The following is a 12,156-nucleotide window of genomic DNA, read 5'->3' as shown; positions in this document are numbered from 1 at the left end:
GGCCGGGGTCAGCTGGTGCGGGAGCGGGCGTCGAACGCCTTCATCCGGTCCAGGACCCGGTCCGGGGTGGGGCGGGACATCTCGTCGACCAGCCGGCCGTCGGAGAGGAAGACCACGCGGTCGGCGTATCCGGCGGCCACGGGGTCGTGGGTCACCATGACCACGGTCTGGCCGAGCTCGCGCACCGAGTCGCGCAGGAAGCCGAGGACCTCGGCCCCGGCGCGGGAGTCGAGGTTGCCGGTGGGCTCGTCGCCGAAGACGACCGCGGGCCGGGAGGCCAGGGCGCGGGCCACCGCCACGCGCTGCTGCTGCCCGCCGGACAGCTGTCCGGGCCGGTGGCCGAGCCGCTGGGAGAGGCCGACCATGGAGACCACGCGGTCCAGCCACTGCTGGTCGGGGCGGCGGCCGGCGATGCTGAGCGGCAGCGTGATGTTCTCCAGCGCGGTCAGTGTCGGCAGCAGGTTGAAGGCCTGGAAGATGAAGCCGATCCGGTCGCGGCGCAGCTCGGTGAGCTGCCGGTCGTTCAGGGTGCTCAGCTCGGTGGTGCCGATGCGCACGGAGCCGGAGCTGACCGGGTCGAGCCCGGCTGCGCAGTGCATCAGGGTGGACTTGCCGCAGCCGGAAGGGCCCATGATCGCGGTGAACTCGCCCTCCCGGAAGGCGATGCTGACCCGGTCCAGGGCGACGACGCGGGTGTCGCCGCCGCCGTAGACCTTCGACAGGTCGCTGGTGGCCGCGGCGAACCCGGTCGTGGGGTGCGGCGCGAGGGCGTCAAAGGGTGCGGCGGTCACGGGGACTCCTCTTCGGTGCGTGTGGGTGCACTTCGAAGGGTGTCCGGGACGTGTATCGGGACCCGGGCCGCCGTGTATCGGCGTCCGCGTCGCTTCGTATCGGTCGTGTAGGGCCGGGCCGTGCCGAGCGGTCAGGACGGCGGCGGGCTCAGGAGGGCGGCGGGCTCAGGACGGCGGCAGGCTCAGGGTGGCGACGGCGCCGCCGTCCGGGGCGTTGTCCAAGCGCAGCTCGGCGCCGAGGATCCTGGCTTGGCCCAGGGCGATGGTCAGGCCCAGGCCGTGGCCCGAGCCGCGCTCCGCGGCGCCCGTGTGGAAGCGCCGCGGACCTTCGCGCAGCAGGTCGGGAGGGAAGCCGGGGCCGTGGTCGCGTACGACGACGGTCCGGCCCCCGACGGTGACCTCGACCGGGGTCGCGCCGTGCCGGTGGGCGTTGACGACGAGGTTGCCGACGATCCGTTCGAGGCGGCGCGGATCGGTTTCGACGGTCTCCTCGGCCTCGGCAGCCGCCGTACCCGCAGGGTCGGCCACGGTGACCGACGCGTCGAATCCGGTACGCGACACCGCCTCGCGGACGACCGCACCGAGTGGCACGTGGGCGCGGACCGGGTGCTCGGCCCCCGCGTCCAGCCGGGAGATCTCCAGCAGGTCCTCGACCAGACCGCGCAGATCGCGTACGCGGCCCCTGACCAGGTCCTCCGTCTCGCCGGCCGGCAGCAGATCGGTGGCGGCGAGCAGGCCGCCGACCGGGGTGCGCAGCTCGTGGGCCACGTCCGCCGTGAACTGGCGCTCGGTCCGCAGCCGCCGGCCGAGGCTGTCGGCCATGAGGTCGACGGTGGCGGCGATGTCGGCCACCTCGTCGCCGCCCTTGGTGGGCCCGGTACGGGCGTCCAGGTCGCCGGCGGAGATCCGGCCCGCGGTCTCGGATACCCGGCGCAGCCGGCGGCCCAGCAGCCCGGCCCCGTAGGCCGCCAGCGGCACGGCGGCCGCGACGGAGACGAGGGAGGCCACCGCCATGCTCATGTCGAGCCTGCGCAGCTCGTGGAGCTCCGCGTTCATGCTGACCTGCACGGCCAGCACCGGGCTGTCCGGTCCGCCGACCCGCTGGGCGGCCCAGATGCTCGGCCCGACGTTGTTGTCGACGTGCCCGTCGTAGGCGGTGTGCCGGTCGCCGTCGGCCGGCCGGTGCAGTACGGGGGGCAGCTCGGCGGGATCGAGCTCGGCACCGTCCACCAGCGTCCCGGTGCGCCGGTACGTCTCCATGGCCGCGTACACGCCGTTGAAGGCCCGCATCTCGGCCCGGCTGCGGATGTCGTTCGCGGTCCACAGGTGGACGAGCAGGCCGACGGCCGCCGCGACGAGGCAGGCGGTGGCCGCGGCCAGAGCGGCGATCTTCCAGCGGAGGGAGACGCGGTCCGGCCGGGGGAGGCGGCGGTACGGGCGCACCGGTCTCAGCGCCTGAGCTTGTAGCCGAAGCCGCGGACCGTCTCGATCCGGTCCCGGCCGAGCTTGCGGCGCAGCCGCTGCACGCACAGGTCCACGACCCGGCTGTCGCCGTCCCAGCCGTACTCCCAGACGTTGCGCAGCAGGGTGTGCCGCTCCAGCACGACGCCCGGGTGGGCGGCGAACTCCAGCAGCAGCTTCAGCTCGGTCGGCGTCAGCGCCACCGGGCTTCCGGAGACGGAGACCTCCAGGCCGCCGGTGTCGAGGGTCAGGTCCCCGAAGACCAGCAGGTCCCCCTCGGTGGGCGCCGCCCCCTCGCCCGCGGCGCGCACGGCCCCCGCGGCGGGGGGCGCGTAGGTGGCCCGGCGCAGCAGCGAGCGGATGCGGGCCACGAGTACGTAGGTGTCCACGGGCTTGACGACGTAGTCGTCCGCCCCGGCCTCCAGACCGGCCACGATGTCGAGACCGTCGCCGCGGGCGGACATCATCAGGATCGGCACGAGGCTGGTCTCCCGGACCCTGCGGCACAGGCCGATGCCGTCCAGACCGGGCAGCATCACGTCGAGGATCAGCAGGTCGAAGCCGTCGTCGCTGCTGCCGCGGTCGCCCGCGCTGCCGCAGTCGCTGCCGCTGTCACGGAAGAGCTCCAGCCCCGCGAGCCCGTCGGCCGCCGCCTCCACGCGGTAGCCGTAGCGTTCGAGGGCGACCGAGAAGGAGCGGCGCATCAGCTCGTCGTCCTCCACCAGCAAGACGCGTACGGGGCGCGCAGCGGCCGGGAAGGGGGCGGACGAGGACACGGGGAGGGCTCCTGTGGGGGCGGACGGGCGGGGCGGCGGACGGCCCGAAAAGGAACGATACGGCAGGTGGCGGGCGCGGCGACGGCCCTGCCGACCCGGCCTCCCGCTTCGATGGACAACCAAGCGCCCGCTGATACGCGACGGATACAAACCCCGCACCGGAGGCGCTCTGGTTGCCGCTCGGCGGCCGTCGGGCTTGACTGAGACGCATGGACGAATCACGCCGCGCCTGGATCATGATCTTCGGCGTCCTCTTCGTCATCCTCGCCGACCTCGCGGCGATCATCCTGATGAACACCGTCGGAAAGTGACCGGCGGACGGATCAGGAACGGAGAAGCGCGGGGCGCCGCCCCCCAACTACCGTGTTGGTCATGGACATCTCCATTCACACGAGCTTCCTGCCGCACGACGACCCGGACGCCGCGCTGTCCTTCTACCGCGACGTCCTCGGGTTCGAGGTCCGCAGCGACGTCGGGCACGGCAAGATGCGCTGGATCACCGTCGGCCCCGTCGGCCAGCCCGACACGTCCATCCTGCTGGCGCCGCCGGCCGCCGACCCCGGTATCACCGACGACGAGCGCCGCACGATCGTCGAGATGATGGCCAAGGGCACGTACGGCTGGATCCTGCTGGCCACCCGGGACCTCGACGCGACCTTCGAGAAGGTCCAGGCCGGCGACGCCGAGGTGGTCCAGGAGCCGACCGAGCAGCCGTACGGCGTCCGCGACTGCGCCTTCCGCGACCCGGCGGGCAACCTCATCCGCATCCAAGAACTCCGCTGAGCCGCGGCACCGAGCAGAGGGGGGTCCCCGCATGTGCAATCCCGCGTGGGCGCGCGCACTCACCGAGGCGCAGCGCCTGAAGGACTTCGCCCGACTGCGCCGCGTGCGCGACCGGATCGACCGGGAGTACGCGCAGCCGCTCGACGTCGAGGCGCTCGCCCTGGGCGCCGGCATGGCGGCCGGGCACCTCAGCCGGGAGTTCCGGCTGGCGTACGGGGAGTCGCCGTACGGATATCTGATGACGCGTCGCATCGAGCGCGCCACCGTGCTGCTGCGCCGGGGCGGTCTCGGCGCCACCGAGGTCTGCTCCGCGGTCGGCTTCCCTTCCCCCGGCAGCTTCAGCACCCGCTTCACCGAGCGGGTCGGCGTACCGCCGAGCGCCTACGGAACGGTCAGGACACCGAGAAGTACGACGGATGCACGGCCGAGGAGCGGGGCGCGATGAAGGAGCGCGCGCGGGACGACAGGGTCGTCTGCTTCTTCCCGGCCCGGCGACACCTCCGGCCGACGGGGGCGGAGGCGTCGCCGGACACCGTGCGCAGGGGCCGTCAGCGGGCCGTGCCGAAGTCCTGCGTCCAGTAGGAGTTCGGCTGCGCGAGGCCGACACCGATCTCCTTGAAGGCGCAGTTGAGGATGTTCTCGCGGTGCCCGGGGCTGTTCATCCAGCCGGTCATGACCTGCTCGGGCGTGCTGTAGCCGTACGCGACGTTCTCGCCGTACGTCATCCAGCTGAAGCCGCTGCGCGTGATGCGCTCGCCCGGGTCCGAACCGTCGGAGCCGGTGTGCGACATGTTGGAGTGCGCGGCCATGTCCTGGCTGTGGTTGAGCGCGGCGGCCGTCAGCTTCGGATTGACCGTGAGCGCCGAGCAGCCGACCTTGGCGCGCTCCTGGTTCACGAGGGCCACCACCTCGGCCGCCGGGCCGGAACCGGAACCGGTACCGGTCGGGGCGGTCGGCTGCTGCGCGGTGGGCGGAGCCGTCGGCTTCGCGGGGGCCGGGCGCGCGGGCTTCGCAGCGGGGGGCCGCTGCGTCGGCTCGGTGGCCGGCTGAGTCGGCTCAGGGGCCTGTGTGGTCTGCGCGACCGGCGTGGCCGTCGCCGTCTCGACCGGGAGCGGGGCGTCCGTCGGCTCCGCCAGGGTCAGGATCGACTCGGTGGGGGAGGGTGCGGTGTGGGAGGGGCGCATGCCGTGCCTGCCGCCGGCCTTCGCCCCACCTGCCTCATTGGTGTGCAGGCATGCCATGGCGGCCGTGGGTATGCCCACGAGGCCCAGCGTGACGGCGGCGATGGTTATTTTCTTGTAGTGCGTCTTCTTGCGGTGCTTGTGCATGCGTGACCTCACGTGGTTTCTGCGATGCGTCCTGCGCCTGAGCTGCTGGAGCGCGGGGGCCGGGCCGCCATTCTGAGAAGCCCCGTAACGGGCTGGCAAGTCTCGCCGCCGGGCCGCGGGGCAGGGCTGGGCGCCGGGCTTGAAAAGGGCGCAGAGTCGTGCTGACCGGGTGGTCGGCCGGCCGCGTGAGATCGGAACCCACCATCAGGCACGGCTGTGACGTGGCGAGTTGCCGCAGACGGTGCTTTTGCTCGGGATGACCATGTCGGGCGAAGAGGGGAATGTCGATTCGAGTGGGACAAATATTGACATGTCGGGGAAGGTTGAACGGACGTAATGCTTCCGTGATCAGTTGTCCTGCCGTGATGCATGTCACTGTTTCGCATGGAACCAAGCGGGGCCGCAGGGGCGGGTGGTGCACGCCCGCCCCCGCGGCCGCTGGTCAGAACCAGTTGATGGTGAGGGGGAAGGTGGTGGTGGCGGTGGCTGTGGTGGAGTCGGTGGCGGTTGCGGTGATCTGGAGGGTTCCGGTGGTCCAGGGTTTGCCGGTGATGCGGCCGGTGTTGGTGTCGATGGTGAGGCCGAAGGGGAGTGTGGTGGCGGTGTAGCGGATGGCGGGTGTGCCGCCGGTGGCGGTGAGTTGGATGGTGCAGGTCTGGTTGAACGTGCAGGTCTGGGGTCCGGGGTTGGCCAGCTTCAGGTCACCGGGCGTGGGTGTGGGCGTGGGTGTGGGAGTCGGCGTGGGGGTGGGCGTCGGCGTCGGCGTCGGCGTGGGGGTCGGGGTCGGGGAGCCGTCGAAGACGTCCGTGATCGGCTGGACGTTCGCCGCGTTGCCCGCGTGCGTCGCCGTACCGAACAGGTCCTCGAAGGTCCGCAGCAGGTGGTGGTGGTTGAAGGCCGTGGCGTACTTGCCGGTCTTCACCTTCGCCCCGTAGAACATCGTGGCGATCTGGTTGGAGCCGAGGTAGTTGTCCTCGTCCCACGTCAGCACCAGCAGGCTGTTGTGGGCCTTCGCCCACTGCGCGTACGCGTCGAGGTTGTTCTTCGTCCACGTGTCACCCGTGTTCACCGAGCACGAGTGCATGTCGTTGCACTGGTTCGGCACGACGAAGGACAGGTTCGGCAGTGCCGCGAAGTCGTTCTGTGGGAATTGTGTCCAGGTTTTCCCCGTATTCAGCGGTACGTTCTTGAAGGCGAACCACGGGTTGTGCTTCTGCGCGTACTGGCCGTTGGTGCAGGCGGTGGACCCCTCGGCCGGCAGGTCCTCGTTGTACGTCGCGAAGGTCTTCCCGGCCGCGATCAGCTCCTGGCCGAGGTTGGCCGCACTCATCGACTGCGGGGTGTAGCAGCCGTCGCCGGTGATGCCCTGGGTGGCGCCGGAGAACAGGTTGAAGTAGTTCGGCTGGCTGGGATGGGTCAGCGCCTTCATGCCGGTCAGGCTGGCGCCGCCGTTCGCGAGCTGGTTGACGTACGGGGCGTTCGCGCTGCCGATGATCTCGCCGTACTGCTTGTTCTCGTAGACGACGACCACCACGTGGTCGTAGGCCGGCAGGGCGGCCGCGGCCACGGGTGATCGCGAGGTCGCCGAGTCCGTCTCGGCCGCCTGCGAGTTGGCCACGGTGAACGCGCCCAGCAGGCAGAGCGCGCCGAGCGCCGCCACGAGCGCGGACCGGCGGGCCCTGCGTCTCGGGGCGGCCATGGGTGAGGGCATGAGCGGTTCCTCCTCGGTGTGGGGGTTCATTCCTCGTGAGTGGTTCATTCCTCCCGCCGGGCCGCACCGGCCACGGCGATGTTCAGGAAGCGCGGAACCGGCCGGCCCCGGCCGCGGAAGTCCTCCGCCACCGCTGCCCGTACCGCCGTCAGGCGCGACGCGGGCAGCAGCACCAGCACGCTCCGCCCCGGCCGCCGCCCGGGCGGCCAGGCGCTCAGCGCCCCCGCCCGGCGGGCGCAGGACACCGCCCGGGCCAGTTCGGCGGCCCGCTCCGCGGGATCGCCCCGGACGGCGAGGAGGACCAGCCGCGTCCCCGAAGCGGCCGGGTCGAAGGCGACGTGGCGCCGCTCCTCCCCGGTGTCCAGGAGCAGGGCCCGGCCGGGCCGGGCGAACAGCACCCCCCTGCGCAGGGCGTCGTCGCCGTCCGGCAGTGCCCGCGCCAGCAGCCGGGCCAGCCCGTCCCGGTCGGGTTCCGCGTCCGGTGGGGTGTGTACGTCGGCCACCGCGAGCGCCACCGCGCAGTCGGCGGGCTCCGCCGTGGCCAGCCCGGCGGCGGCCGTGAGCGAGCCCTGGAGGTGCAGGTCGGTCCCGCCGCGCCCGTACCCGGCGCGGGCCAGCGCCCGCAGCAGGGCGTACGGGCGGACGGCCCACGCGGGGGCGGCGGGAGGCGGCCCGTCCGGGGTCAGCGGCAGATCGCAGCTGTCGGCGGGGTGCCCGAGGGAGCTGAGCCGCACCAGCCCGTCCACACGCGGCGCGGCGGCAACCGCCACCGGCCAGCCGGCCGCCGCGACCAGCCCGGGCGAGCCCAGGTGGAAGGCGTACGGAGCGCTCCAGACAGCGGTAGGCGGCCGCCCGTGCGCGGCCTCCAGGGCGTAGGCGACGAGCCGGAAGAGCGGATCGGCGGTGGCCCGCCGCGCCAGATCCGGCGGCACGGGACCGACGGGCGGAGGGCCGACGGGGGCGACGGGGACGGGGCCGCCGGGCGGAAGGCCGACGGGCGGAGGGCCGACGGGGACGGGGCTGACGGGTGCGGGAGCAGGGGGGACGGGGGCGACGGGTGCGGGAGCGGAGGGGACGGGGCCGACGGGTGCGGGAGCAGGGGGGACGGGGCCCATGGGGAGTGGAGCAGAGGGGACGGGGCCAACGGGGACGGGTTCGACGGGTGCGGGAGCAGGGGGGACGGGGCCCATGGGGAGTGGAGCAGAGGGGACGGGGCCAACGGGGACGGGTTCGACGGGTGCGGGAGCAGAGGGGACGGAGCCGACAGGGACGGAGCCGAGGGGGAGGGTTCCGCCGGGCTCGGAGCCGAGGGGCTGGGTTCCGTCCGGCTGGGGGCCGCCGGGCGCGGCGCCGCCGCCGCGCGCCGAGGCGCCGGTCCGGGCCGCCGTCACCGGTCCTCCCGCGCCGTCGCCGGCCGGTCGTCCCGCCGGGCCAGCAGCCGGTAGGCGTTCCCGCCGTCCGTCCGCCGGGCCGCGGCCGTCCGCAGCGCGTCGAGCACCGCCGCGCCGGCGAAGCAGGGCAGCGCGGCCGCCCGTACGGCACGAGCCAGCGCCCGCCCGCGGCGCGTGGCGGGGGGAGCCCACGGCCGGTCGGGATCCGGTGCCAGCCGGGTGGTGGTCAGGGCCACCGCGCCGAAGAAGTCGTTGCCCTGGTGGGCGGCGCCGTGCTCCTCGGCGAGGACCGTGAACCCGCGTTCGGCCAGCGCCTCGCGCAGGTTCGACGCCGGGATCAGGTGCTGGTGCTGCGGCTGGAACCACGGCAGCCACGCGGAGCCCAGCAGCCGTGCCATCCGGGATTCGGGGTCGGGCAGCTCGATCGCCAGGAGCCCGCCGGGCGCGAGGACGGCGGCCGCGGTGTCCAGCTCGGTGAGCGGGTCCCGGGTGTGCTCCAGGTAGTGGTACATGCTGACCACCTCGTACCGGCCGGCCAGCTTCTGCGCGAACTCCGGGAACTGGCCCTGGAACCCGGTCTCCACCCAGCCGCGGCGCTCGGCCTCGCCGACCCCGTCGCCCATGTCCAGCCCGTCGAAGCGGGTGTCCGGCCAGACGGCCCGCGCCGCATTGCAGAAGTGGCCGTGCCCGGTCCCGACGTCGAGCCAGGAGCCCGGGGCGTCCACCGTGTGCGGGCGGAGCATCTCGGCGCGCTTGCGGTACGAGTCACCGAGCCGTCCGAAGACCGTTCCGGCTCCCTCCTCGCCGCGCCCGTCGTAGAAGTCCCGGTAGTAGAACTCCAGCCCGTCCGGGTTCAGTCGGGGGTTCTGGAAGACGTGGCGGCAGTCCGCGCACTGCTCCAGGGTGAACCGGCCGGGCTTGCCCTGGAGGAGATCGGGCACCCGGACGCGCACGAAGAGCTGCCGGGAGCCGCACCAGGGGCAGGTCGTCCGCCGCGGTTCCAGGAACCGGTCGGTGCCGAAGGCCAGTTCGGCCCGGTACGCGGCAGCGCGGGCGGTGTCGGCGCCGGAGTCCGCGTCGGAGGGCGTACGGAGGACCGCGGCGGCCGTACGCAGGGCGGCGCCGAGGGAGCGCGCGGGCCGGGCGGCGGTGACCCCGGGGAGATCGGCGGAGCGCACGGGGGCGCCCGGCCCCCCGAGCACCAGGTACGGCTGCAGCCAGTACAGTCCGGCCGCTGCCGCACCCCACCGGCCCTGGCGCACGGCGAGCCCGGCCAGCAGCCCCAGCCCGGCGAGCTGCGCGGCGGCCAGCACCCCCGGCGGGAGCCCCTGGGCCCGCAGCTCGGCCGCCCGTACCGCCCCCGCCGGATCGCCGGCCCGGCCGACGGACAGAGCGGGGGCGATGGCCAGGCCCGTCGCGGCGGCGGCGTACTCCTTCAAACGGCGGGTCAGCGCCAGGAGATCGGCGGGCTCCCGGCCGGCGGCGTCCGGGCCGCTCCCGCCCGGCTCCACCCCCGCCCTCGCCAGTACCTCCTCGGCCACGAGCACCGCATACCCGGCCCCGCGACCCTCCGCGAGCCGGTCCTCCCGGTACCCGACCGGGTCGACCAGCCGCAGCAGCCCCAGCACCCGCTCGGCTGCGAGGTCGGCCGGCAGCAGGTCCAGCACCCGCAGGCCCTCCCGGTCGGCGTGCGCGCACGCGGCGAGGAACGTGGCGGGGTCGACCTCGAGCCCGCGCGCGGTCAGCAGCCGCCACCCCGCGGCACGCGGCAGCCCGTCCACCGCGGACGGGGGCGCGGGCAGTACCGGGATCGCCCGCAGCCGGCGGCGGGCGCGCACCGTACCCGCGCCGAGCGCGGCCAGGGTCAGCGCGGAGGTCCACCGGACCCCGTGGAAGGGGGGAGGTGTCATGACAGCTTCTCCAACCGGTCGGCCGCGGCGGCGGCCCCGCCGGCCGCGGCGAAGGAGGCCTGGATCCGCCGGGCGGCCCGGCGATGGCCGGGATGGTCCAGCACGGCGGTGAGCGCATCACACAGTTCCTCGGCCCGGGTCCTGCCGAAGCGCACCCGCACCCCCGCCCCCGCCTCGACGACCTGCCGGGCCACGATCGGCTGGTCGTCCCGGATCGGCGCGACCACCAGCGGCAGCCCGTGCGCGAGCGCCTCACAGACGGTGTTGTGTCCGCCGTGGCTGACCACGGCGTCCAGGTGCGGCAGCAGCTCCAGCTGCGGCACCCGCTCTCGGAGCAGCACGTTCCGCGGCAGCGGCCCGACCAGCGGTGCGGGCGCCGCCAGCACCAGCTGCACGTCGTCGGCCAGCCGTTCGGCGGAGTTCAGCACGGTGGCGTAGAACCGGCCGCCGGCCTCCTGGTTGAGGGTGCCCAACGAGACCAGCACCCGCCGCCGCTCCGGATCCAGCCGCTGCCACGGGAAGTACGGGGCGTCCGGCCTGGCCCCGAAGGCGGGTCCGACGAAGGCGTGGTGGGCCGGGAACTCCTGCTCCGCACCCACGAGTTCAGGAGTTGAGAAGACGATCACCAGCCGCTCGGAGAACCGCGGATCCCAGTCCGCGTCCGGCATTCCGCAGGCCGAGAGGAATCCGGAGATCTGCCCGGAGACCCACTCCCCGACCTTCGGGAAATCGGCGAAGGGGCGGGTCAGTTCCGCCGATGTGCTGGCCGAGGTGGCCCAGGGGATCCCGAGCCGGCGGGCGACCACCGGGCCGGCCAGCGCCTGCTGGTCGGCGACCAGCAGATCCGGCTCGAAGGACTGCACGGCCTGCGTCACCCCGGGCACCATCGCCAGACCCAGCGGCACCAGCGCCTCCTCCCACAGGAAGCGCAGCGCCCCCACCCCGCGCAGATCGCGCCAGCGCTCGTGCAGGGCCGCGTAGCCGCCGCCCGCCTCGTCCCCGGCCGGCAGGACGCGGGCGTGTGCGGGCAACAGCCGGGCCAGTGCCCCGGCCGGCCCGGTCCAGGCCACCTCGTGGCCGCGGGCCGCCAGTTCGGCGCCGACCGCCACCGTCGGGTTGACGTGCCCCGCCAGCGGCGGGACCGTGAACAGCACCCTCATCGGACCAGCGCTCCCGCCCGCGGGGCGCGCGCCCTGCGCACCGCGCCCGCCGCCGTCGCTTCGAGGTGGGCGAGCACGGCCTCCCGCAGCACGCCGCTGCTCTCCTTCAGTACGTCGTGGCCGAGGCCGGGCAGGATCTCGATCGTGGCCCGGGGCGCACGGCGCGCCAACTCCACTGCTCCCGGAACCAGTTCTGAGTGCTCGCCGCAGACGATCAGCGTCGGGCAGCCCAGCCGGGCGAAGTCGGCGGCCGTGAAGGTGCGGCTCGCCGCGATGTCGTCGATCAGGCTGGTCCGGTTCAGCAGTTCGTCGGCGATCGAGGTGAGGTTGGCGGCTTTTCGCAGCCGCAGGGTGAGCAGCTCGGCGGGGACCGGGCTGTCCTCCAGGCTCAGCGCGGCCGCCGAGAGGGTGTCCACCATGTTCTCCACCCAGGCCCCGCTGAGCGGGGGTTCGAGCAAGGTCAGCCCGGCGACGAGGTCCGGGCGGGCGAGGGCCGCGTGCAGGGCCAGCGTGCTTCCGTAGCTGTTGCCGACCAGGTGCACCGGGCGGTGGCCGAGGCCCAGCGCGCCGAGCAGCGACACCAGGTCCCGTACGGCGGTCCGGCTGTCGTAGCCGGTGGCCGGGCGCTCGGTGCGGCCGTGGCCGCGGAGGTCGTAGAGGACGGCCTCGTGGCCCGCCCTGGCGACCGGGACGGCCAGCGGGCAGTAGAAGGAGGACAGGTTGTCCACGACCAGCCCGTGCAGGAAGACGACGACGGGACGGTCGGGACCGGCGGCCCCGGCGGTGGCCGGGAGCCGTTGGACGTGGAAGCGCAGAGGACCCGCGGGGACGAAGGCCATGGCGGG

11 protein-coding genes are annotated in these 12,156 nt (G+C 74.0%); 2 read left to right on the top strand and 9 right to left on the bottom strand.

What is annotated here, in order from left to right:
• Positions 1 to 8: 8 nt before the first annotated feature.
• The 3 genes from ACIBAD_RS05105 to ACIBAD_RS05095 all read right to left on the bottom strand — a co-directional run bounded on the left by ACIBAD_RS05105 (position 9) and on the right by ACIBAD_RS05095 (position 2,956).
• Positions 9 to 791 carry an ABC transporter ATP-binding protein gene (locus ACIBAD_RS05105; protein WP_398904578.1) on the bottom strand — a complete coding sequence of 261 codons (783 nt, stop codon included), beginning with the start codon at positions 789 to 791 and terminating at the stop codon, positions 9 to 11.
• A 165-nt stretch (positions 792 to 956) separates the two neighbouring features.
• Positions 957 to 2,234, bottom strand: coding sequence for a sensor histidine kinase (locus tag ACIBAD_RS05100; protein ID WP_398904576.1), 1,278 nt, complete (start codon positions 2,232 to 2,234; stop codon positions 957 to 959).
• A 5-nt stretch (positions 2,235 to 2,239) separates the two neighbouring features.
• Positions 2,240 to 2,956, bottom strand: a complete 717-nt coding sequence (locus tag ACIBAD_RS05095) for a response regulator transcription factor (protein WP_398904788.1) — start codon at positions 2,954 to 2,956, stop codon at positions 2,240 to 2,242.
• A gap of 444 nt (positions 2,957 to 3,400) precedes the next feature.
• Here ACIBAD_RS05095 and ACIBAD_RS05090 point away from each other — a divergent pair, with 444 nt between their 5' ends.
• Both ACIBAD_RS05090 and ACIBAD_RS05085 read left to right on the top strand, forming a co-directional pair.
• Positions 3,401 to 3,811 carry a VOC family protein gene (locus tag ACIBAD_RS05090; RefSeq protein ID WP_134069045.1) on the top strand — a complete coding sequence of 137 codons (411 nt, stop codon included), beginning with the start codon at positions 3,401 to 3,403 and terminating at the stop codon, positions 3,809 to 3,811.
• A gap of 31 nt (positions 3,812 to 3,842) precedes the next feature.
• Complete coding sequence (locus ACIBAD_RS05085; RefSeq protein ID WP_134069044.1) at positions 3,843 to 4,256, top strand: AraC family transcriptional regulator; 414 nt, start codon at positions 3,843 to 3,845, stop codon at positions 4,254 to 4,256.
• 103 nt (positions 4,257 to 4,359) lie between these two features.
• On the opposite strand, the gene ACIBAD_RS05080 is transcribed toward ACIBAD_RS05085, so the two are convergent.
• The 6 genes from ACIBAD_RS05080 to ACIBAD_RS05055 form a co-directional block, all read right to left on the bottom strand.
• A complete protein-coding gene (locus ACIBAD_RS05080; protein WP_398904574.1) occupies positions 4,360 to 5,139 on the bottom strand; it encodes a CAP domain-containing protein in 780 nt (259 codons plus the stop codon).
• A gap of 442 nt (positions 5,140 to 5,581) precedes the next feature.
• Positions 5,582 to 6,850: an alkaline phosphatase family protein gene (locus ACIBAD_RS05075; RefSeq protein WP_398904572.1), complete on the bottom strand. Its 1,269-nt coding sequence runs from the start codon at positions 6,848 to 6,850 to the stop codon at positions 5,582 to 5,584.
• Between the two features lie 44 nt (positions 6,851 to 6,894).
• Positions 6,895 to 7,782 (bottom strand): galactokinase, encoded by an 888-nt coding sequence (locus ACIBAD_RS05070; RefSeq protein ID WP_398904570.1) that lies wholly within the window; start codon positions 7,780 to 7,782, stop codon positions 6,895 to 6,897.
• Between the two features lie 455 nt (positions 7,783 to 8,237).
• Positions 8,238 to 10,151: a methyltransferase domain-containing protein gene (locus ACIBAD_RS05065; protein WP_398904567.1), complete on the bottom strand. Its 1,914-nt coding sequence runs from the start codon at positions 10,149 to 10,151 to the stop codon at positions 8,238 to 8,240.
• Positions 10,148 to 11,311, bottom strand: coding sequence for a glycosyltransferase (locus ACIBAD_RS05060; protein WP_398904565.1), 1,164 nt, complete (start codon positions 11,309 to 11,311; stop codon positions 10,148 to 10,150). The genes ACIBAD_RS05065 and ACIBAD_RS05060 overlap by 4 nt, the downstream gene beginning before the upstream one ends.
• Complete coding sequence (locus ACIBAD_RS05055) at positions 11,308 to 12,150, bottom strand: alpha/beta fold hydrolase (protein ID WP_398904563.1); 843 nt, start codon at positions 12,148 to 12,150, stop codon at positions 11,308 to 11,310. The genes ACIBAD_RS05060 and ACIBAD_RS05055 overlap by 4 nt, the downstream gene beginning before the upstream one ends.
• Positions 12,151 to 12,156: the final 6 nt, after the last annotated feature.

The sequence above is a fragment of the Streptomyces sp. NPDC051109 genome, from assembly GCF_044455885.1.
Lineage (GTDB): Bacteria > Actinomycetota > Actinomycetes > Streptomycetales > Streptomycetaceae > Streptomyces.
This window is presented reverse-complemented; position numbering and strand designations above follow the sequence as displayed.

What these genes read in the sequence shown, in the direction of transcription:
- ACIBAD_RS05095 (WP_398904788.1), bottom strand. Translation starts at nt 2,956, where the DNA reads ATGCGCCGCTCCTTCTCGGTCGCCCTCGAACGCTACGGCTACCGCGTG.
- ACIBAD_RS05090 (WP_134069045.1), top strand. Translation starts at nt 3,401, where the DNA reads ATGGACATCTCCATTCACACGAGCTTCCTGCCGCACGACGACCCGGAC.
- ACIBAD_RS05085 (WP_134069044.1), top strand. Translation starts at nt 3,843, where the DNA reads ATGTGCAATCCCGCGTGGGCGCGCGCACTCACCGAGGCGCAGCGCCTG.
- ACIBAD_RS05080 (WP_398904574.1), bottom strand. Translation starts at nt 5,139, where the DNA reads ATGCACAAGCACCGCAAGAAGACGCACTACAAGAAAATAACCATCGCC.
- ACIBAD_RS05075 (WP_398904572.1), bottom strand. Translation starts at nt 6,850, where the DNA reads ATGCCCTCACCCATGGCCGCCCCGAGACGCAGGGCCCGCCGGTCCGCG.
- ACIBAD_RS05065 (WP_398904567.1), bottom strand. Translation starts at nt 10,151, where the DNA reads ATGACACCTCCCCCCTTCCACGGGGTCCGGTGGACCTCCGCGCTGACC.
- ACIBAD_RS05060 (WP_398904565.1), bottom strand. Translation starts at nt 11,311, where the DNA reads ATGAGGGTGCTGTTCACGGTCCCGCCGCTGGCGGGGCACGTCAACCCG.
- ACIBAD_RS05055 (WP_398904563.1), bottom strand. Translation starts at nt 12,150, where the DNA reads ATGGCCTTCGTCCCCGCGGGTCCTCTGCGCTTCCACGTCCAACGGCTC.